We start from the raw sequence: 21,181 nt of genomic DNA, 5'->3' as shown, positions 1-21,181 counted from the left end.
CCCGGAGCGCCTTATCCATGTCGCGCACGACCGCCCGTATCGCAACCATTGCCCTACCTGGTGTCTTGGCCGGGGCCCTGTTCGCCGCGCTCGCCACGCCCGCGCCGGCGCAGCAACCGCAATCGTTGCTCCCGCCCCAGCCCGCCGCAGCGCCGGAGGCCGCCGCGCCGCGCCCCGCGCCGACGCCCGCCAGCGCCGAGGCCCGAACCGCCGCCGATCGCGCCGACGCCCTGACCCGCTCCGTCTTCTGGACGCAGGAAGCCGAGATCGCGCCGAACGACCCGGTCGCGGGCGTGAAGGCGGCGCAGGCCCTGCGTGAACTGGGTCGCTACGATCAGGCCGCCGATCAGGCCCAGCGCGTGCTGATGGTGCAGCCGACCAACTATGACGCCATGCTGGAGGTCGGTCGGGGTCACATCGCGCGCGGTCAGGCCTTTTACGGAATTCAGGCGCTGGAGCAGGCGCGCGACGCCCGGCCGGGCGACTGGCGGCCATGGTCCCTGCTGGGCGCCGCCTATGAGCAGGTGCGCCGCACGGAAGACGCCCGGGACGCCTGGGCGCAGGCGCTGGCCATCTCGCCCGAGAACCCGGACGTGCTGACCAATATGGCGGTCTCAGCCATGGCCAAGGGCGACAACGCCGCCGCCGAGCCCCTGCTGCGCCGCGCGGCCGCCCAGCCGGGCGCCTCGCTGAAGGTGCGGCTGAACCTCGCCATGGTGCTGGGCCTGACCGGCAAGATGGGCGAGGCCGAACAGATCCTGCGCCGCAACCTTCCGCCCGAGCAAGCCGACAGCAATCTGGCCTGGCTTCAGGCCCGCCTCGCCGGTGGCTCGCAACAGGCCGCCGCCGCGCCGGGACGCACCTGGACCTCGCTGCAAGGCGGCTGATCAGGCGCCGGGGCCGGTTGTTCGCCGACGTCCCCTGTGGTGAACAGGGGCATGGCCTCCCCTCCCCCGGTTTCGCCCCGCCTCTGGCAGGCGTTCCTGTTCGACATGGACGGAACCCTGATCACCTCCACCGCCGCCGCGGAACGTGTCTGGGGTCGTTGGGCCGAACGGCACGGACTGGATGTGGAGCACTTCATCCCCACCATTCACGGCGTCCGCGCCGCTGACACCATCCGCAAGCAGAACCTGCCTGGCATCGACCTTGAGGCCGAGGTGGCCTGGGTCGAGCGCGGCGAGATCGAGGATCTGGACGGCGTCGTGCCCATCGCCGGGGCCATCGACTTCGTGAAACGCCTGCCGCCGGACCGCTGGGCCGTCGTGACATCGGCCACCGTGCCGCTGGCCGAGGCGCGGCTGAGGGCGGCGGGCGTGACGCCCCCCGCCGTGATGATCACGGCCGAACAGGTCGAGCGCGGCAAGCCGGACCCGGCGGGCTATCTGCTGGCGGCGGAACGGCTGGGCTTCGACATCGCCGACTGTCTGGTGTTCGAGGACGCCGAGGCGGGCATCAGGGCCGGTGAGGCCGCAGGCGCGGGCGTGGTGGTCATCACGGCGGCGTGGACGCATCCGCTGACGACGGATCACCCGAAGCTGGCCGACTATGGGGATTCAGCGCTGGAGGTCGGGACGGACGGGATGCGACTGACGCTGTGACAGCGCCTTCCCTCCCCCGCCCGCAGCCCTTATCTTCACGGCCATGATCGACGAGCTTTACAGCGCGCGCATCCTGACGCTGGCGGCGAACCTGCCGCATAGCGGCCGACTGCCCGCGCCCGAAGGGACCGGCGAACGGGTCGCCAAGCTGTGCGGCTCCAAGGCCGTGGTCGATGTGACGCTGGACGCCGACGGCCGGATCGAAAGCTTCGCGCAGGATGTGAAGGCCTGCGCCCTCGGTCAGGCCGCCGCGGGCGTGCTGGGCGAGGCCGTGATCGGCGCGACGGAGCCGGAACTGGCCGCCGCGCGTGACGCCATGCTGGCCATGCTCAAGTCCGGCGGCGAAGGCCCCGAGGGTCGTTTCGAGGGCCTGCGCGCCCTGAAACAGGTCGCCGACTATCCGGCGCGCCACGCGTCCACCATGGTCGCCATCGAGGCGACGCTGGAGGCCGTCACCCAGGCCTTGGGCCGCAAGACCCCCGACACACGAACTAGGCTCGCCGGTGCGGCCTGATCGTCGCTTGTCGTAGCCGCGCTCGCGGTTGATAAGCGCAACCGACATGGCCCTCGGCGATACCCTTTATGAACACGGCGTCCGCCTTGCCCATCGCGGGTACAAGGTGACGCTGTCGCCCCTGATCGGACAGCACTGCCGGTTTCGACCGACCTGCTCCGACTACGGCCGGGACGCGCTGATCCAGCACGGCCCGATCCGGGGGGGATGGCTCACCATCCGACGCCTCTGTAAATGCCATCCCTTCAGCGGCATGGACTGGACCTATGATCCGGTGCCGCCGCCGCCCGAAAAGACAGACTGATGATCGAACTCAAATTCCCCGACGGCGCCAGCCGACAGTATGATGACGGCGCCACGGGCCGTGACGTCGCCGCCTCCATCTCGCCCTCGCTGGCCAAGCGGGCCGCGCTGGTCGAGATCAACGGCCAGCAATGGGACCTTGATCGTCCGCTCGAAGGCAGCGGCGACTTCAAGCTGATCATGCGCGACGATCCGGACGCGCTGGAGACCATTCGGCACGACGCCGCTCACATTCTGGCGCAGGCGGTGCAGGAGCTGTTCCCCGGCACCCAGGTGACCATCGGCCCGGCCATCGAGGACGGGTTCTATTACGACTTCTTCCGCGAGGAGCCCTTCTCGACGGACGACTTCGCCGCGATCGAGAAGCGGATGGCCGAGATCGTCGATCGCGACGAGAAGCTGGTGCGCGAGGTCTGGGACCGCGACGAGGCCGTGGCGATGTTCGAGGCCAAGGGCGAGAAGTTCAAGGCCGAGCTGATCCGCGACCTGCCCGCCAGCGAGACGATCACGGTCTATCGCACCGGCGGCTGGGCCGACCTGTGCCGCGGCCCCCACTTCCCGACGACGAAATTCGTCGGCAAGGCCTTCAAGCTGACCAAGGTCGCCGGGGCCTACTGGCGCGGCGACAGCAAGCGCGAGCAGCTGCAGCGCATCTATGCGACGGCCTGGGCCAACCAGGCCGACCTGGACGCCTATCTGAAGCGTCTGGAGGAGGCCGAGAAGCGCGACCACCGCAAGGTCGGCAAGGCCATGGAGCTCTTCCACATGCAGGAAGAGGGCCGGGGCATGGTCTTCTGGCACCCCAAGGGCTGGGTTCTGTGGCGCGTGCTGGAAGCCTATATGCGCCGCCGTCTGGACAAGGCCGGCTACGTCGAGGTGAAGACCCCGCAGGTGCTGGACCGCAAGTTCTGGGAACAGAGCGGCCACTGGGACAAGTACCGTCCCAACATGTTCGTCTGCGAGACGGTCGAGGGCGAGGAACTGAGCCTGAAGCCGATGAACTGCCCGGGCCACGTGCAGATCTTCGATCAGGGTCAGCGCTCATACCGTGAACTGCCGCTGCGCATGGCCGAGTTCGGCGCCTGCCACCGCTATGAACCGTCGGGTTCGCTGCACGGCCTGATGCGGGTGCGCGGCTTCACCCAGGACGACGCCCACATTTTCTGCCGCGAGGACCAGATCGTCGAGGAGACGGCCGAGTTCATCAAGCTGGCCCGTTCGGTCCACGCCGACCTGGGCATGGAAACGGCCTACATCAGCCTGGGCACCCGCCCCGAGAACCGCGCCGGCACGGACGAGTTCTGGGACAAGGCCGAGGCCCTGATGGCCGATGCCGCCCGCGCCGCCGGGACCGAGCCGGTCGTGACCGAGGGCGACGGCGCCTTCTACGCGCCCAAGCTGGACTTCATCGTCAAGGACGCCATCGGCCGCGAATGGACCTGCGGCACGATCCAGCTGGACTATGTCCTGCCGGAACGTCTGGATGCGACCTACATCGCCGAGGATGGCCAGAAGCACCGCCCGGTCATGCTGCACCGCGCGATCCTGGGCTCGTTCGAGCGCTTCATCGGCATCATGATCGAGAACTACGCCGGGGCCTTCCCGCTGTGGCTGGCGCCGGTTCAGGCCGTGGTGGCGACCATCGTGTCGGACGCCGACGACTACGCCCACGAGGTGGTGGCCAAGTTCAGGGCCGCCGGTCTGCGCACCGAGATCGACCTGCGCAACGAGAAGGTCGGCTACAAGGTGCGCGAGCACTCGGTCGCCAAGGTCCCGGTCATCGCCGTGGTCGGGAAGAAGGAGGCCGAGGAAGGCAAGGTCGCCATCCGCCGCCTCGGCTCGCAGGCCCAGGAACTGGTCACCGTCGAGGAAGCCATCCGCATCCTGACCGACGAAGCGACCCCGCCGGATCTGAAGCGGGCCGGGTGAAGCGTGGGCACGGGGTGTCAGTGAGCGGGACTTGAGCGCTCACTCCTCGCTCACTTTTCACTCTTCACCACCGCAAGGCTGAAACAGAAAGCCCGCCCCGTGGATCACGAGGCGGGCTTTTTCGTGCGCCGATGGCAGGCGGCTCAGAGGAGCCGCTTGCGCATCGCCTGCGACAGCATGTCGATCAGGGTGACGGCCACGACGATGATGATCGCGATGGTCGAGACCTTGGAATATTCGAAGCCCTGCAGGGCCTCGAACAGCGTCTGGCCGATGCCGCCGGCGCCGATCAGGCCCAGCACGGTGGCCGCGCGGCTGTTCGATTCGAAGCGGTACAGGGCGAAGGAGGTCCACAGCGGCGCCACCTGCGGAATGACGCCCCAGGCGATCTCGTGCAGACGGCCGCCGCCGGTCGCCTTCACCCCCTCGATGGGCCCCTTGTCGATCGACTCGACGGCTTCCGAGAACAGCTTGGCCAGAACACCGGCGGTGTTGAAGCCGATGGCGAGCACGCCGGCCAGCGGGCCGAGCCCCACGGCGACGATGAACAGGGTGGCGACCACCAGATCAGGCACCGAGCGCAGCAGGTCCATCAGGCGGCGCACCGGCCACACCAGCCAGGCGGGCGACAGGTTGCGCGACGCCATCAGGCTGAGCGGCACGGCCAAAAAGACGGCCAGGAAGGTGCCCCACAGGGCGATCTGCACCGTCAGCCACATCTGGCCAACCAGCAGTTGCCACTGGCTCAGATCAGGGCTCAGGAAGTCGCGACCGTACTCCTGCATCTTTTCCGGATTGGAGAAGAGGTTGCCGATGTTCGGCAGACCCACGCGGTTGAAGGCCGCGATCAGGATGATGGCGAAACCGCCCCATAGCAGGACGTCCAGCGACCAGGCGGCCAGCGACTTTTTCGGCGGCTGCGGAATGGTCGCGGCGTCGAGCTGAACCGGGGCCGGCTTGGGCAGCAGGTTCATGATGATGGCGACGATCGCCAGAAGGCCGATCAGGGCGAAGGGCGCCCATTTGGTGAACTGCTGGGTCTTGGACGGCGGGGCGACTTCGGGCGGACGGCCTTCACGCTTGGCCTGGTCGGCCTTCATCTCGCGGATGGGGTCCAGATAGCTGTTATCGGCGGCGCGGAACTGGGAGTAGTTCAGCCTGGTCATGATCTCGCGCTGACGGGCGACATCAGCGCCGTAGCCCTGACCGTAGGTGACGAAGAACTGGCGGATCTTCGCCTTTACGTCGGCGGGCAGATCGCCGCGGATCAGGATGCCCGACTCCGGAATGGGGGGCGATTCCCAGATCACCTCGATCTGGTCGGCGATGCGCGGGTTCTGGCGACGCAGGAAGACGGTGTTGACCGAGTTCGAGGTGGCGACATCCACCTGCCCGTTGGCGATGGAGAAGGAGTTGGCCTGGTGGCTGGCCGAACGGACGGTGGCGAAGCAGGTCCGCGGGTCGATGTTCCGCGGGCTGAAGAAGTAGGTCATCGGGGCCAGGGTGCCCGAGGTCGACTGGGCGTCGCCGATGCCGAAATCAAGTTTACGGTCGCAACGCACGACGTCGTCGAGCGTGACGCCCGAGCCCTTCTTCACGATCAGGGTCGAGGTGTAGGAATCCTTGCCCTCGATATCGACGGTGCGGGCGACGACTTCGGCGCCGGCGCGATCGATGGCCTGCACGGCGGGCAGGGCCGAGAACCAGCCGATCTGGGCCTGATCGGCGCTCATGGCCTCGACCAGCACGCTGTAGTTCGAGCCGAAGATGGGCTCGACCGGAATGCCGACGGCGCGCTCCAGATCATCCAGCAGCGGCTGCCACAGCGGGCCCGACGAGGCCTGGCCTTCCGCCGAAAGGATGGTGAAGACCAGCTTTTGCGGGCGCTCCTGCGCCTGCGCGGCGGCAGGGACCGTGGTCAGGCCGAGGACGACCACGGCGAGCGCCAGAACGGCGGCGAAGACAGTACGAAGGCGGCTCATGCCCATGGCTTTCCGGAACGCGCCCGAACGGGCGGCTGGGGTGGTCTGGAGGGGGTTCACGGCTGAACCTCACGTCGTTTCGCCCGAAGGCTTTGCAGTTCCTGCTCGGCCGCGGCGACGCCTTCGGCGTCACGGGCGGTGCGGGCGGCGGTCAGTCTCTGGTCCGCCATCATCTCGCGAACCGGATCCAGATAGTCGTCGTCGGCGGCGTTGAACCGCGAATAACGCAGGGCGGCCAGCACCTGACGCTGGCGCTCGGCCTCGACCCCGTTCCCCTGCCCGTAGGTCAGGAAGAAGCTGCGGATCTTCTCCTTGATCGCCGGGTCCAGATCCTCACGGACGACGATGCCGCCCTCCGGGATCGGGGGCGACTGCCAGATGACCTGAATCTGCTCGGCCAGCGTCGGGTTCTGGGCGCGCAGGGCGGCGGCGCTGACGGTGTTGGAGGTGGCGACGTCCAGCACGCCGGAGGCGACCTCGAAGGCGTTGCGCTCGTGGTTGTTCGACCGGACGGTGGAGAAGCAGCGCTCCGGGTCGATGCCGCGCGGATTGAACAGCCAGGTCACCGGGGCCAGCGTGCCCGAGGTCGACTGGGCGTCGCCGATGCCGAAACTGTAGCGGCGACCGCAGGCCATGACGCTTTCCAGCGTGATGCCCGAGCCCGCCTTGACGATCAGGGTGGCGCGATAGCTCTCCAGACCGTCAGGGCTGACGGTGCGGGCGATCAGTTCGGCGTCGGCGTCGCGGATGGCGTCAATGGCGGGCTGTGCCGAGAACCAGCCGGCCTGAACCTGCCCCCGCTTCATATCCTCGACGAGGGCGGCGTAGGTCGAGGCGAAATGCGGCTCCACCGGCGCGCCGATGGCCTTGGACATATCGTCCAGCAACGGCTGCCACAGGGGCCCGGCCGAGGCCTGCCCCTGGGCTGACAGGATGGAGAAGCTGATCGTCTCGGCGGACTTTCCGGACACCCCGTCGCGCTCGCCGCAGGCGGCGAGGGCCAGGCCGGACAGGGCCAGGGCGACCACGGCGGCAGCGCCGTTGCCGTTATGGCGCGTCCAGCCGGACAGGATCATGCCTTGGCTTCCCAGAAGGCGTCCTCGAACTCCGGCCCGTAGATTTCGATCAGACGCGCGGTGTCCAGACCGGTCGACGGACCGTCGTAGACCACCTTGCCCTTCTGAAGGGCGATCACGCGCTCGCAGTAGCGGATGGCGTAGTCGACCTGGTGCAGGGTGACGATGACGCCGAGGCCGTCGCGCTTGTTCAGCTCAACCAGCAGCTCCATCACCTTGCGGGCCGAAACCGGGTCCAGCGAGGCGACGGGCTCATCGGCCAGAATGGCCTGGGCGCCCTGCACGATGGCGCGGGCGATGGCGCCGCGCTGCTGCTGACCGCCCGACAGGGTGTTGGCGCGCTGGGCCGCGTAGTCCGACACGCCCACGCGGTGCAGGGCGGCCATGGCGCGGTCCTTGTCGGCCGTCGGCCAGGCGCCGAACAGACCCCGCCAGCCCGGCAGACGGCCGAGCGCGCCGAGCATGACGTTGGAGAACAGCGACAGGCGACCGACCAGATTGAACTGCTGGAAGATCATGCCCAGCTTCTGGCGCGCGGCGCGGACCCTGCCGGTCACGCGGCCGTCCTTCTGAACCACCTCACCGAAGACGGAGATGGTGCCGCCCGGGTCAATCGACTGCAGCCCGGTGATCGAACGCAGAAGCGTCGACTTGCCGGAACCCGAGGGGCCGATCAGGGCGACCATCTCGCCTGCGCCGACCTCGACGGAGACGCCGTTCAGGGCCTTGCGGGCGCCGAAGGTCTTGGACACGTCCTTGACGGACGCGACGGCTACGGTGGCTGAGGTCATGAGCACGCGGGGATGCGGTTGCAAAAGGGCGCGCCGCATCGCCCGTGAAGGCGTGCGAGGCAAGTCTTAATGGCATGCCTGCGTCGTTTTCGTCCAGCGGAACGGCGCGGGGGACACGCCCCCGCACCCGCCCTGCCCCTACTGCGCGGCCCGCACCTCGACCGGCAGGCCCAGGGCCTCCAGTTGCGGACGAACCGTCGCGGCGTCGCCGACCACGACCCAGACGAAGGGCGCTTCGCCGAACAGGCGACGGGCCTCGGCGTCCAGCGCGGCCTGATCCAGCGCCTCATAGCGGGGCGCCAGCGTGGTCCAGTAATCGTCCGGACGGCCATACAGCGCCATGGAGCGCAGGGCTCCCATCAGGGCCGCCGAGGTCTCGAACTGGCCCGGCAACTGGCGGACGTTGGCGTTGACGATCCGCTCGCGCTCGGCGGCGGAGACGCCCCGGTCGGAAAGAAAGGCGCGGTACTGGTCGATCAGCACCTGTACCGACTCGCCTGTTCGGTTCGACTGGACCGGCGCGGAGATGATGTAGGGCACCTGATGTTCAAGCCCGGCGGCGTTGCCGCCGAGGCCGTAGGACCAACCGCGGGTCTCGCGGATGTCCTGATTGATACGCGACAGGAAGCCCGAGCCGATGGCCTCGTTGGCGGCGTTGAACACCACCCGGTCCTGATGCCCCGTCGTCGGCAGGACCATGGCGCCGACGATGATCGACTGCGGCGACTGGGGCCGGTCGACCAGAACGATGCGCGGCTGGGCCGCCGGGATGGCGGCGTCGAAATTCTTCACGCCGGGCTGCGAGGCGGGCGGGACCCACTGGCCCAGATGGGCGTCGAGCAGGGCGGTGATCTCCGACAGCGGCTTGTCGGACACGACGAAGATCTGGGCGGTGTCCGGGCGAATCCAGTTGGCGTGGAAGGCTTGCAGGTCCTCGCGGCTGATCGCGCCGACAGTTTCGGGCGAGCCCAGTCCGCTCATCGGACGGCCGTAGGGATGCTCCGTCCCGAAGACCAGCGCGGGCCATGCGCGCGCGGCCAGACCGTTGGGCGAGCTGCGTTCCTGCGCGATGGTGGCCAGCTGTTGCGCCCGGCGACGTTCGATGTCGGCGGGACGGAAGGCCGGGCGGCGGATGACGTCGCCCAGCAGGGCCAGCGACGGATCGAGGTTGGCGGTCGGCGAAGTCAGGCTGACGACCGTGCGGTCCATGGACGCGCCGGTGCTGACAGAGGCGCCCAGCTGTTCCTCGCGCTCGGCGATCTGGGCGGCGTCGCGGTCGCCGGCGGCTTCCTTCAGCAGGCCCAGCATCAGGGTCTGCGTGCCCAGTTCATCCGCCGGATCGGCGGCGAGACCGGCGTCGAACTCCACCGCCACGCGGGTGATCGGCACCGTGGTCGAGCGCAGATAGACGACCTCGATCCCGTTCGACAGGCGGGCGCGCTCGGTCGTCGGGAAGGCCAGCGGACGCATCTCACCGACGGCGGGCATGGGCGCGCGCGGGGTGATCGGCAGGGGTGCGGCGGGGGCCGGGGCCGGACGGTTGTCCGCCGCCTCGACATAGGCTTCGCGTTCACCCGGCTCGACCCGGATCGCCAGCGTCGGGCGGGTCAGCCAGCGCTGCATGGCGGCCTTCACCGAAGCGGGCGTCACCGCGCCATAGGCGGCCAGCTGGCGGCGATAGAAGCCGGGATCGTCGGCGTAAAGCTCGCCCTCGGCGAGCGTCACGGCCTTGCCGCCGAAGCCGCCGGTCGGCTCCAGCGCCTGTAGCGTGCCCGAGATGCGGCGGGTGACGGCCCGCTCGACCTCGGCCTGCGTCGGGCCGTTGGCGATATAGTCGGCCAGCAACTGGTCCAGCCGCGCGGAGACCGCGTCAGCGTCGCCGCCCGGCTTCACATTCACATCCAGATCGAACATCCCCAGCCGCTGGAAGGCCTGGTAGCTGGAACTGACCGAGGTGGCGGTCTCCTCGCCGCGCACCAGCGCATTGTCGAGGCGCGAGCTGGCCAGACCGCCGAAGACGCTGGCCGCGATGTCGAGCGAGGCCGCTTCTTCCGACAGCAGACCCGGAACCACCCATGTCCGCGACAGCTGGGTGTTCGGCACACGATCGTGCAGCAGCTTGTCGACACGCGCGGGCAGGGTCGGAATGTCGGCCTGCGCCGGCTCATTCTGCGCTCCACGCGGGATGTGGCCGAAGTAGCGGTTCACCAGCGTCCGGGCCGTGGCGACATCAATATCGCCCGCCAGCACCAGCACGGCGTTGTTCGGGCCGTAGTTGTCGCGGTGCCACTGGCGCAGGTCTTCCAGACTGGCGGCGTCCAGATCGGCCATCGAGCCGATGGTCGAGTGGCGGTAGGGATGCCCCTCCGGGAACAGGGTCTCGAGCACCGTGTAGTAGACGAGACCGTAGGGCTGGTTGTCGCCCTGGCGCTTTTCGTTCTGGACGACGCCGCGCTGGTTATCGAGCCGCTCCTGGCTGAGCGCGCCCAGCAGGTGGCCCATCCGGTCGCTCTCCATATAGAGCGCCTGCTCGACCGCCGAGGTCGGGACGGTCTGGAAGAAGTTGGTCCGGTCGAACCATGTGGTGCCGTTCCAGTCGGTCGCGCCCATGGCCCGCAGGGGCTCCATCAGGCCGCCCGGCACGTTCTCCGTCGGATTGAACAGGCCGATGTGTTCGAACAGGTGGGCAAAGCCGGTCTGGCCCTGCGGCTCATCCTTGGAGCCGACATTGTACCAGGCGTGGATGGCCACGACCGGCGCCTTGCGGTCCGTGTGCACGACGACGCGCAGGCCGTTGTCGAGGGTGAACTCCTCGAACGGAATATCGACGCTGCGGGCCAGTTCGGAGGCCGGAACCTGCGCATGGGCCTGCCACGGTGTGACGGCTAGGAAGACGGCGGCGAGAAGGGCGGCGCGACGCATGGATAGATCCCCCGGATGTTGTCCCGGCGAACCCTATCAGCGCCTCGACCGGCGCCAAGTTACGGCTCTGTCACACGCGCCGGCCTGGCCGCCTCATGACGCTCGATCCGCATGCGGATAAATTCCCCGCAAACTCAACGGCCGCCTAGAAAAAACCGCTTTACATGACAGTCGTATGACCTCATATCGCGCCTTCCGGCGGACCCCGTAGGTCTAACGTTGCGCTGCTAACGCCGGTCTGGGTTTAACAATTACAGGGGTTTACGTGAATTGCGCACGTATCCATTTCCCCTGGACCTGGTCCGCGAGCGGTCCCCTGAACGCCCCGTCGCCCTCGTGCGACCGCGTTCGGTTTCCGTAGCGGCGCGCTGGTTCCAGGACAATCTGAAAGCTGACGTCTTCTATGCGGTGAAGGCGAACCCGTCGCCCTGGGTCATCGAGACCCTGATCGAAGCGGGCGTCACCGCCTTTGACGTCGCCTCCATCGGCGAGATCGAGCTGGTTCGTTCGGTCAGCGCTGACGCGCGTCTGGCCTTCATGCACCCGGTCAAGAGCCGCGGCGCGATCACCAGGGCCTATTTCGACCATGGCGTCCGCACCTTCTCGCTCGACAGCCATGACGAGCTGCAAAAGATCATCGAGTCGACCGGCGGCGCGACCGACCTGAACCTGCTGGTTCGCATGGCGGTGTCGGCGGACGGCGCGGCCTATTCCCTGTCGGGCAAGTTCGGCGTCTCGCCGGACCAGGCCCCGTCCCTGCTGCTGGCCACCCGCCAGGCGGTGAAGGACGGGCTGATGGGCGTCTGCTTCCACGTCGGTTCGCAGTGCATGAGGCCCTCCGCCTATGAGGCCGCCATGGCCCAGGTCGGTCGCGCCATCAGCCGCGCCGGCGTGTTCGTGGACATCGTCGATGTCGGCGGCGGCTTCCCCTCGGTCTATCCGGGCATGGTCCCGCCGGACATGAGCGAATACGCCGACGCCATCCACCGGGGCTTCCGCGAGATGCCCGTGTCGGAAACGACCGAGCTGTGGTGCGAGCCCGGCCGTTCGCTGGTCGCCGAGTCCTCGTCGGTCCTGTGCCGCGTCGACCTGCGCAAGGGCGACGCCCTGTATCTGAACGACGGCTCCTACGGCTCGCTGTTCGACGCGACCCACTCGCGCTGGCCCTTCCCGACCAAGCTGGTCCGGGACGGTGACAACTCCAGCGATCTGAAGCCCTTCCGCTTCTACGGCCCGACCTGCGACTCGATCGACCACATGCCGGGACCGTTCTGGCTGCCGGCCGATGTGCAGGAAGGCGACTTCATCGAGATCGGCATGCTCGGCGCCTACGGCGTCGCCATGACGACCGGCTTCAACGGCTATGGCGAGCATGACATCGCCGCGGTCGAGGACGCCCCGATGGCCTCGCTGTACGGCCTGGCGCCGCGCTCCATCCCGACCGTGCGCACCACGGCGGAAGAGCAGGCCCGCAAGGTCGTTCGCCTGTCGCGTCCCAAGGGCAAGGCCGGCCAGCGCAAGAAGTCGCGCCGGTAAACAGTCACGCTGACGCGAAAGCGTCGCTCAGGCGTTCCATATAAACAGCGGCCCGTCGCTCCGTCCGGGCCGCTGTTCTCTATTCAAACGACGGGCGCTCAAGACCAAAGGGAAACCCTTGCAATGAACGCTCCCGTTCAATCGAACCAGAAGGCCCAGCTGCTCCAGAACACGGTGGAGCACGTCGACATCACCTCGTTCGACGCCCGCCCGATCATCGACAGCATGCGCAAGATGTCGTTCTCGTCGCGCGACACCGCCCGCGCCGCCGACATCTTCAACATGGCGCTGGAAGACAAGGACTGCTCGCCCTGGCTGATCCTGGCCGGTTCGACCTCCGCCGGCGGCTGCATGCACGTGTACCGCGACATGGTGAAGTTCGGCATGATCGACGCCGTGGTCGCCACCGGCGCCTCGATCGTCGACATGGACTTCTTCGAAGCCCTCGGCTTCAAGCACTACCAGGCCGCCGGCGAGGTGGACGACAACGTCCTGCGCGACAACTACATCGACCGGATCTACGACACCTACATCGACGAGGAAGAACTCCAGGCCTGCGACCACACCATCCTGGAGATCTGCAATCGTCTGGAGCCGCGCGGCTACTCGTCGCGTGAGTTCATCTGGGAAATGGGCAAGTGGCTGTCGGAAGGCAACGCCAAGAAGCCCGGCTCGCTGATCCAGACCGCCTATGAAGAAGGCGTGCCGATCTTCTGCCCGGCTTTCGTCGACTCCTCGGCCGGCTTCGGTCTGGTGAAGCACCAGAAGGAGCGGATGGCCGAGGGCAAGCCCTACCTGATGATCGATGCGGTCGCCGACTTCCGCGAACTGACCGACATCAAGATCGCCGCAGGCGTCACCGGCCTGTTCATGGTCGGCGGCGGCGTGCCGAAGAACTTCGCCCAGGACACCGTCGTCTGCGCCGAAATCCTCGGCATCGAGGCCGAGATGCACCGCTATGCCGTGCAGATCACCGTCGCCGACGTGCGTGACGGCGCCTGCTCGTCCTCGACGCTCAAGGAAGCCGCCTCGTGGGGCAAGGTCCAGACCACGCACGAGCAGATGGTCTTCGCCGAGGCCACCACGGTCGTGCCGCTGATCGGCTCGGACGCCTATCACCGCGGGACTTGGAAGAACCGCGACAAGCGCCGCTGGGCCAAGCTGTTCGGCAAGTAAGACGGCTTCGCCGCTGTCTTGTGGGCCGCGGTTAAAAGGCTCCGCCTTCGCGACCCGACGCGGCCTGGCGCTTCGCGCGCTCAAGCAGCAAGCGACCGCGTCGCGAGCGTTGGCGCACCAAAATGAGGAGGGGGCCGGAGCGATCCGGCCCCCTCTTTCCATTTGCGGGAACCGCCCTCCTCCTCGCCCGCTATGTCCAGCGAAGGAGCCCGTCATGCCCAAACAGCCACTGCCGCAGACCCAGGATGCCCTTGAAGCCGATGGCATGGGCGAGAAGCCCGATCTGGGCCGGACGCCGGACGCCCTGATCGAGGCGCTGAGCGGTTCGGACATGGGCTCGGACACCCGCGCCGGCTCGCTGCAGGGCGGCGCGGCGACGGGCTCCGACAACGACCCCGATCAGGACGAAGTCAACGCCGGATTGGCCCGGCAGGGCAGCGCGGATGGCGACAAAGGCTGACATCTTCGCCACTATCGGTCGTCGAAACGGCCCCGTACCGCCTTGCCGCCGCCGCAGGTCTGGGCCACGGTAGAGCCAGAAAATTCAGTCTCAAGGACAGGTACGGGATGAAGCGCATGCTTTGGGCCGCCGCGTTTTCGGCGGCCATCGTCATGGCCGGTTGCGGTGAGAAGGTTGAGGACAAGGCTGCCACCCCGGTGGACGCCACCCCTGCCGGAGGCATGAGCGAGGCCGACGCGGCCGCCGGTCCTTCGACGACCCCGCCGCCCGCCGGAACGCCTGCCCCGGCCGCAGCGGGCGCTCCCGAGTACGCCGTGATCTATCCGGGCGGCGAGCCCAAGGGCGACGCCACCCCGGGCATGAGCCCCGCGGGTCCCGGCGGCATCCTGTCGTTCTCGACCGACGCCACCCCCGATCAGGTCGTCGAATTCTATCGTCAGCGCGCCGACGCCGCGGGTCTGAAGCCGATCAACAGCCTGAACAGCGACGGCGCGCGCGGCTACTCCGCCGGCGACGGCGGCGACAAGCTGCTGAACGTCGTCGCCACCCCGGTCGACGGCGGCCCGACCGACGTTCTGCTGTCGTGGACCGGCGGCTGATCCGGGTCAGCGCCCTTTCAGCGCTGATCCTGCTGACCGGCGCCTGCACAAACACCATGACGCGGGCCGCCCCCGTGGGCCTGCCGTCGGCGGGCTATCTGGACGATGCGGACTTGCAAGCTTTTGCGGGCGAGTTCACGCCCTCGCCCCAGACCCTGGAATGGGTCGAGGGACCGCCCGGACGCGGTCCCGGCTCGGATCGCTGGTGGCTGGCCATCTCACAGGCGGAGATGCGCGCGCCCGAGGCCGCCCAGCATTTCGACTGTATCCTCGGCACGCGCCTGAACCAGCACCCGCGCCCTGCCCTGACCCGGCTGATGAACCGGCTGCTGGTGGATACGGACAGCGTCACCCGGCGGTTGGCCACCGCCTATCCGCGCCCTCGCCCCATCGGCGTGGACCCGTCCCTTCAGCCCTGCCAGCGGATCACGGATGAGATGCGCGACAGCCCGTCCTGGCCCGCCGCAGCGGCGGTCGCGGGAGCGGCCTACAGCGAGATGTTCGCGGACCTCGCGCCCGATCAGGAAATCCGGCTGCGCGGCATGGGCCGGGTCATCGGCCTGAGCCGCAAGGTCTGCCGGATGAACTGGCAAAGCGACGTCGCGGACGGCGAACGGATCGGCCGCGCCCTCTATGCCCGCGCATCGACAGAGCCCGGCTTCGCCGAGGATCTGGAGGCCGCCCGTGCGGAGGTCGCTGCGGCCCGTGCGGAGGGGTTGACCAACCCCTCCTGCGCCGCCGAGCAGTGGGCGCTGCGCGAACGCCTGCCCCCGCCGCTCAACTAGCCCCGGTTCAGGCCGGACGCCCGGTCGCCAGTGCGCCGTACAGATCGGTGCGACGGTCGCGGAAGAAGCCCCAGGCGGCGCGGTGCCGATCCAGGAAGTCCAGATCGAAGGTGTGCACCAGCACGCCCTCGTCCGTGGCGCCGAAGCTCTCGACCAGATCACCGCGATGGTTGGCGATGAAGGAGTGGCCGTAGAAGGTCTGGCCCGCCTCGGTCACCTGCTCATGGCCGATCCGGTTGGCGCCGACGACCGGCACGACGTTGGAGACGGCGTGGCCCTGCATGGCGCGCTGCCACGGCGCCGCCGTATCGAGCGTGTCGTCATGCGGCTCGGTGCCGATGGCGGTCGGGTACATCAGGATTTCGGCGCCCTGCAGCATCATCGCGCGGGCGGTCTCCGGGTACCACTGGTCCCAGCAGATGCCGACGCCGATGCGGCCGAACTTCGTGTCCCAGACCTTGAAACCGGTATCGCCGGGCCGGAAGTAATACTTCTCCTGATAGCCGGGGCCGTCCGGGATGTGGCTCTTGCGATAGACGCCCATCAGCGTCCCGTCGGCGTCGATCATCACCAGCGAGTTGAAGTAGTGCGGCCCCTCGCGCTCGTAGATCGAGACGGGAATGACCACGCCCAGTTCCTTGGCCAGCGGCTGAAGCTGGACCACAGCAGGGTGCTCACGCCACGGATAGGCCGCGCCGAACCACTTTTCCTCCTGCGAGACGCAGAAGTACGGCCCCTGGAACAGCTCGGACGGCAGGATCACCTGCGCGCCCTCGGCGGCTGCCTCGCGGATGAAACCGACGGTCTTGTCGATGTTGGCTTGCAGATCCTCGGAACCGTAGGAGGTCTGAATGGCGGCGACGGTGACTGTTCGGGTCATTGGACGGCCCTTTGGTGAAGAGTGCTAGTGAGCGAGAAGTGAGCGATCATCGCCGCTCCTCAAGAGATCGGAGAAGTCCGGTCGCCATCCTGCCCAGTTCAAGCAGGTCGTTGAAAATGGCCCGGTACGTGGGCTCGTCCACATAATCGAGCCTACGGGCCACGATCAGCAAGGTTTCAAGTTCAGCCAGAGAGCCGCGGGCAATCCCGACAAAATGCCTGAACTCTCCCTGCGTTCGACGCCCGGCTCCCTCAGCAATGTTCGCTGGAACGGAAACCGCTGCCCGCCTGACCTGGCTGACAAGTCCGTACTGCTCATGTTTCGGCCAGTCCGTAGTCAGTCGGTAAAGCGTTTCCGTCAGGTCCAGCGATATCTGCCAGACTTTTAGGTCACGGTGGCTGCGGGGAGGTTCGTTGCTCACTCCTTGCTCACTAGCACTTTTCACCCCGCCTCACGCTGGCTCTTGCTGCGAGATACAATGGAACGAGCCGCCGCCGGTGAGGATGGCGATCGACGACAGAGGAATGATTTCGCGGTCCGGATAGATGGTGGCCAATCCCTCACAGGCGAGCTTGGCCGCACGATCATCACCGTAGGTCGGGACGATGACCGCGCCGTTGGCGATGAGGAAATTCATGTGGCTGGCGGGGATGGGCCTTTCATCCTCGTCGCCGACGAAGCCCGGCGACGGAAGGGGCAGGAGGCGGATCTTGCGACCCTCGGCGTCGGTCATCTCCGACAGGGCGCGGGCGACGGCGGCGTAAACATCGTCATTGGGATCGCCCCGGCCCCAGGCGACGGGATAGGCCACCACGCCGGGCGCGACGAAGCGGGCCAGGTTGTCGACGTGACCGTCGGTGTGATCGTTGAACAGACCGTCCCCCAGCCACAGCACCTTGCGGGCGCCCAGCGCCCCGGCCAGTTCGGCTTCGGCCGTCGCCTCGGTCCAGCCGGTGTTGCGGTTGGCGTTCAGCAGGCACTGGCGGGTGGTCAGGATGGTCCCCTCCCCGTCGTGGTCCAGCGCGCCGCCTTCCAGGATGAAGTCGTTGCGATCCAGCGGCACGCCCGAGGCTTCGCCGATCTGGGTGGCGACCGTGTCGTCATGTTCGAGATCGTACTTGCCGCCCCAGCCGTTAAAACGGAAGGCGGCGGCGCGGGTCGAGCCGGCGCCGAAGATCGGGCCGGTGTCCCGCAGCCAGATGTCGCCGAAGCGGCCGTCGATGACCTCGACAGCACCCACATCGGCGAAGCGGTCGCGAGCCGCGTCCAGCGCCTCGGCCTTGCCGACCATCAGCTTGACCTGCTCGCGGCCCGGACCGGCCAGGGCGCGGACCAGCGCCTCGACCTCGGCCTGCGCCGGTTCGAGATTGTCCTCCCACAGCTCGCCATGGCTGGGCCAGCCGACCCACATCGCGCGGTGCGGCGACCATTCGGCGGGAACAGGCGTGGTCATGGTTGAAAGCAATCCTTGTCAGCGGCGAAGGCGGGCCAGCCGCGCCAGATAGACACCCCGGACCCCGACTTCAACGCGGGAGGTCGAATGACGCGCCGAACTTCGTCGTCGCAATCGTCGGAATCGTTCTTCGACGTCGTCGAAATCACCGAAAAACCGTCGTCGAATTCTCGCCTACCCAAGCGGGAAAGCCGCGCTCAGGCAGCGAGGCTCCGCGAGCCGAGCGATAGCGCCCTTCCAACAAAGAAAGAGGGCGGCCCGTTTCCGGACCGCCCCCGATCTTTTTCAGTTCAGACCGAAGTCCGGACTTAGAAGGCCACCCGCAGGGTCGCCGAGATCGTGCGCGGAGCGCCGACCGAAGCGAAGGGCTGGCTGTAACCCAGGGTGCCCGGGGTCGCCGAAGCGCGGGTGCCGAGGTTGGCGTAGTAGTTCTCGTCGAAGACGTTGTCGGCGTTGATCTGGACGAAGGTGCCTTCGTAGCCGAAGGGCGCCAGATCGATGCGGACGTTGGCGTCGACGGTGGTGAAGGCGTCAACCTTCATGTCGTTGACGTCGGTGACCCAACGCTCGCCGGTGTACTTGGCCTGCAGGCCGGCTTCGAGCCAGTTGGTGAACTCGTAGTTCACGCGAGCCGCGAACATCCATTCCGGCGTTTCCACCAGTTCCTTGCCCTTGGTGGGCAGGATGTTCGGGGTCGTGCCGGTGTAGCTGTAGATGTAGTCGTCCTGCAGCTCGGTCTGCATGTAGGTGGCCGAAGCGTAGAGGCTCAGGGCCTCGATCGGCGACCAGCCCAGCGAACCTTCAACGCCCCAACGCTCAACCGAACCGACGTTGCGGTCCACGAAGGTGCCGAGGTCTTCGTCGAAGGTGTTGACGATGCGGTTGTCTTCGTTGTTGGCGAAGACCGACGCCGTGCCGACCAGGGTCGACGAGCTGTAGCGGTAGCCGACGTCGAAGTTCTGGCCCTTCTCGGGTTGAACGCCCGGGGCGGCCAGCGAACCGTCGGCCTGACGGGCGACGATGTACAGGCTGTCCGTACGCGGAGCCGACAGGGTTTCAGCGTACGAAACGTACACCGAGTGGCCTTCGCCGAAGCGGAAGCTGGCGCCCAGGTTCGGCAGGATGTCGTCGAACTTCACTTCACGTTGGTACGGAGCGACGTACTGGGTGGTGCCGCGACCGGCGAAGGTCACGTTACCGTTGGCCAGCGGGGCGTTCGGCACTTCGGTGGTGCACAGGACGTTCGACGAGGCGTTCTGCGAGTAGCAGTACTGGTTCAGCTCACGACGGAAGAACGGGGCGCGGACGCCGACGTTGATGGTCAGGGCGTCGTCCAGGAACTGGCCGCGGTATTCCAGCGAGAACTGGTTCAGTTCCGCGATCGACAGACGGTCACGGGTACGCAGTTCGTAGCCGTCACGGTTGATGATGCGGTTGTTCTCGTCGTTACGGCCGGCGAACCAGTCGACGAAGCGCGGGTTCTGCGGGTTCGAACGGTTGATGCGGCCGTACTGGCCGGTCTGACGGTGACGACCGAAGTCCAGCGCATAGGCGAAGCGCAGGCGGTGATCGTCGTTCAGGTCCCAGATCAGCGAGCTGTTCAGGCCGTAGCGGTGCGTGTTGGTGTTGTTGGTGGCGTGGACGCGGACGCTGTCCAGGGTGTCGCCGTCGCCGTTCAGGTCGAAGCCGGCGGCGGCGGCGTTGACGCCACGCAGCAGGCGGTCGGTTTCCGACAGAACCGTCTGGCCGGTGCCGCCGTTGGCCAGGGTGTACTGGAACGACGGGTCAACCGTCAGGACAAGGCCGTCCATCAGGGTGAAGCGCGACTGACCGCGGATGTTGCCCGTGTTCGACGGGTTGATGCGCAGGCCGTAGAAGTTGCTGTTGCCCGACGGATCGACGTCGGCGACGCCGTTGCGGCCGGTGTAGCTGGCGGCGTTGGCGCCGACGACCGGGTACGGCAGGTAGGTGTCGTTGAAGTCGACATCCCAACCGCGCGGGTCGGTTTCGACTTGCGGCAGGATGGAACCGTCAGCGGTGCCGAGGTTCGGCCCGAGGTAGTTGTTGTTGCGGTTCTCGTTCCAGTGACCGGCCAGCGACAGGAAGTCGCCGTTGTCGCCCAGCGGCTGATAGATGCGCGCGTTGAACTGGGTCTTTTGCAGGCTGCCGCGGCCCTTGAACTTGTCGTAGTCCTGACGCGAGACGGCGAACCAGGCCGAGGTGCCCCACGGGCCGAACTCGCCGGTGTTGAACAGGCCCATGAAGCGACGGTAGTCGAAGTCGCCGAACGAGGTCTGGAGCCAGCCGCCCATGTCGGCGGTCGGGCGCAGGGTCTGGTAGTTGATGGTGCCGCCGGTGGCCGCGGCGGTCGGGCTGTCGACGTCGGTCGAACCGGTGTTGACCGAGGCGCGCTCGATCAGTTCCGGGTCCAGCTGCTGGTTGGTGTACGACGAGTAGTTGCCGGTGTCGTTCAGCGGAATGCCGTCGAAGGTCAGCGACACGCGGGCGCCGTCGAAGCCGCGCAGGCGGATGTTGCCGCCCGACGAGCCATACGGATCGGTGTTGGTGAAGCTGAGGCCCGGAGTGACGTTCAGGGTCTGCAGGATGGTTTGACCCGGGGTCTGGGTCGAGATGAACTCTTGGGTGACCGTGTTGCGCGTCTTGGCGACGGTTTCAGCGACGGCCAGACCGTCGATGTTGCGCTGGCCGCGCGCGCCCGTGACGACGACTTCGCCGAGGGTGGTCGCTTCGGTCGCTTCCGTACCGGTCGATTGAGCCGAGGCGGCGCCGGCGAGAAGCAGGCCGCTGAAGAGGGCGGTGGTCGCCCAGAACGCGCGTTTGCGGTTCGTCATAGTCATCTATCCCCGATGAGTTGGGCGAAATGCCCGCCGGCCGGCGAGGGCCGGACGAAATCACGCCCCCCTTAGGCGCGACGTCGGAAAGTGGGACGACACTGATGTGACAGTGATATGACAAGGCGCGGGGGTGGCCGGGGAGACACACCTTTGTTGCGGCGCACAATTGTGGATGAAATCCGATCCGTACCCGGACTGTGTCCACGAAGAGACTGTGCGCCCCCCACCGGGGCAGGATTGAGGCCCGGAAGATTTCAGCGCGGAAATGCAAAACCGCCGGCCCTCTTTCGAGGACCGGCGGCTCTGTAGTGCTGCCTTG

At 67.4% G+C, this 21,181-nt stretch carries 18 protein-coding genes; 10 read left to right on the top strand and 8 right to left on the bottom strand.

Annotated features, from left to right (window positions below):
- The first annotated feature begins 17 nt into the window (after positions 1-17).
- The 5 genes from ACODRV_RS14890 to thrS are packed head-to-tail and all read left to right on the top strand — an operon-like array spanning position 18 to position 4,347.
- Positions 18-887: a tetratricopeptide repeat protein gene (locus tag ACODRV_RS14890; protein WP_488908831.1), complete on the top strand. Its 870-nt coding sequence runs from the start codon at positions 18-20 to the stop codon at positions 885-887.
- A 51-nt stretch (positions 888-938) separates the two neighbouring features.
- Positions 939-1,601 carry an HAD-IA family hydrolase gene (locus ACODRV_RS14885; RefSeq protein WP_488908830.1) on the top strand — a complete coding sequence of 221 codons (663 nt, stop codon included), beginning with the start codon at positions 939-941 and terminating at the stop codon, positions 1,599-1,601.
- Between the two features lie 43 nt (positions 1,602-1,644).
- The gene (locus ACODRV_RS14880) at positions 1,645-2,115 is read left to right on the top strand and encodes an iron-sulfur cluster assembly scaffold protein (protein WP_141627874.1); all 471 of its coding nucleotides are present in this window, start codon (positions 1,645-1,647) and stop codon (positions 2,113-2,115) included.
- A 46-nt stretch (positions 2,116-2,161) separates the two neighbouring features.
- Positions 2,162-2,419, top strand: coding sequence for a membrane protein insertion efficiency factor YidD (gene yidD / locus ACODRV_RS14875; RefSeq protein WP_141627875.1), 258 nt, complete (start codon positions 2,162-2,164; stop codon positions 2,417-2,419).
- Positions 2,419-4,347, top strand: a complete 1,929-nt coding sequence (gene thrS / locus ACODRV_RS14870; protein ID WP_488908829.1) for a threonine--tRNA ligase — start codon at positions 2,419-2,421, stop codon at positions 4,345-4,347. The genes yidD and thrS overlap by 1 nt, the downstream gene beginning before the upstream one ends.
- A gap of 143 nt (positions 4,348-4,490) precedes the next feature.
- Here the strand turns inward: thrS and phnE are convergent, their stop codons facing one another.
- The 4 genes from phnE to ACODRV_RS14850 all read right to left on the bottom strand — a co-directional run bounded on the left by phnE (position 4,491) and on the right by ACODRV_RS14850 (position 11,118).
- Positions 4,491-6,329: a phosphonate ABC transporter, permease protein PhnE gene (gene phnE / locus ACODRV_RS14865; RefSeq protein ID WP_370450975.1), complete on the bottom strand. Its 1,839-nt coding sequence runs from the start codon at positions 6,327-6,329 to the stop codon at positions 4,491-4,493.
- A 56-nt stretch (positions 6,330-6,385) separates the two neighbouring features.
- Positions 6,386-7,405, bottom strand: a complete 1,020-nt coding sequence (gene phnD, locus ACODRV_RS14860) for a phosphate/phosphite/phosphonate ABC transporter substrate-binding protein (RefSeq protein WP_488908828.1) — start codon at positions 7,403-7,405, stop codon at positions 6,386-6,388.
- Positions 7,402-8,196, bottom strand: coding sequence for a phosphonate ABC transporter ATP-binding protein (gene phnC / locus ACODRV_RS14855; protein WP_141627878.1), 795 nt, complete (start codon positions 8,194-8,196; stop codon positions 7,402-7,404). Before phnC ends, phnD begins: the two co-directional genes overlap by 4 nt.
- Positions 8,197-8,334: 138 nt before the next feature.
- Positions 8,335-11,118 carry a M16 family metallopeptidase gene (locus ACODRV_RS14850; protein WP_488908827.1) on the bottom strand — a complete coding sequence of 928 codons (2,784 nt, stop codon included), beginning with the start codon at positions 11,116-11,118 and terminating at the stop codon, positions 8,335-8,337.
- Positions 11,119-11,388: 270 nt separating this feature from the next.
- Between ACODRV_RS14850 and ACODRV_RS14845 the strand changes: the two genes are divergently transcribed.
- From ACODRV_RS14845 to ACODRV_RS14825, 5 genes are all read left to right on the top strand, one after another.
- Positions 11,389-12,654: a type III PLP-dependent enzyme gene (locus tag ACODRV_RS14845; protein ID WP_488908826.1), complete on the top strand. Its 1,266-nt coding sequence runs from the start codon at positions 11,389-11,391 to the stop codon at positions 12,652-12,654.
- Between the two features lie 123 nt (positions 12,655-12,777).
- Positions 12,778-13,830: a 1,9-bis(guanidino)-5-aza-nonane synthase gene (locus tag ACODRV_RS14840; protein WP_141627881.1), complete on the top strand. Its 1,053-nt coding sequence runs from the start codon at positions 12,778-12,780 to the stop codon at positions 13,828-13,830.
- A 214-nt stretch (positions 13,831-14,044) separates the two neighbouring features.
- Positions 14,045-14,290, top strand: coding sequence for a ribonuclease (locus tag ACODRV_RS14835; RefSeq protein WP_488908825.1), 246 nt, complete (start codon positions 14,045-14,047; stop codon positions 14,288-14,290).
- 107 nt (positions 14,291-14,397) lie between these two features.
- Entirely contained in the window at positions 14,398-14,889 is a 492-nt protein-coding gene (locus tag ACODRV_RS14830; protein ID WP_488908824.1) for a hypothetical protein, read from the top strand.
- Positions 14,874-15,674, top strand: coding sequence for a phosphatase PAP2 family protein (locus ACODRV_RS14825; protein WP_488908823.1), 801 nt, complete (start codon positions 14,874-14,876; stop codon positions 15,672-15,674). The genes ACODRV_RS14830 and ACODRV_RS14825 overlap by 16 nt, the downstream gene beginning before the upstream one ends.
- Positions 15,675-15,681: 7 nt before the next feature.
- Here the strand turns inward: ACODRV_RS14825 and aguB are convergent, their stop codons facing one another.
- The 4 genes from aguB to ACODRV_RS14805 form a co-directional block, all read right to left on the bottom strand.
- The gene (gene aguB, locus ACODRV_RS14820) at positions 15,682-16,554 is read right to left on the bottom strand and encodes an N-carbamoylputrescine amidase (RefSeq protein WP_488908822.1); all 873 of its coding nucleotides are present in this window, start codon (positions 16,552-16,554) and stop codon (positions 15,682-15,684) included.
- Between the two features lie 46 nt (positions 16,555-16,600).
- A complete protein-coding gene (locus ACODRV_RS14815; protein WP_488908821.1) occupies positions 16,601-16,975 on the bottom strand; it encodes a four helix bundle protein in 375 nt (124 codons plus the stop codon).
- 30 nt (positions 16,976-17,005) lie between these two features.
- The gene (locus tag ACODRV_RS14810) at positions 17,006-18,007 is read right to left on the bottom strand and encodes an agmatine deiminase family protein (RefSeq protein WP_488908820.1); all 1,002 of its coding nucleotides are present in this window, start codon (positions 18,005-18,007) and stop codon (positions 17,006-17,008) included.
- Between the two features lie 308 nt (positions 18,008-18,315).
- Positions 18,316-20,859: a TonB-dependent receptor gene (locus ACODRV_RS14805; RefSeq protein WP_141627888.1), complete on the bottom strand. Its 2,544-nt coding sequence runs from the start codon at positions 20,857-20,859 to the stop codon at positions 18,316-18,318.
- Between the last annotated feature and the right edge of the window lie 322 nt (positions 20,860-21,181).

Source organism: Brevundimonas sp. FG8, from assembly GCF_057808845.1.
The sequence above is the reverse complement of the archived record's forward strand: the minus strand, read 5'-3'. Positions and strand labels throughout refer to the sequence as shown.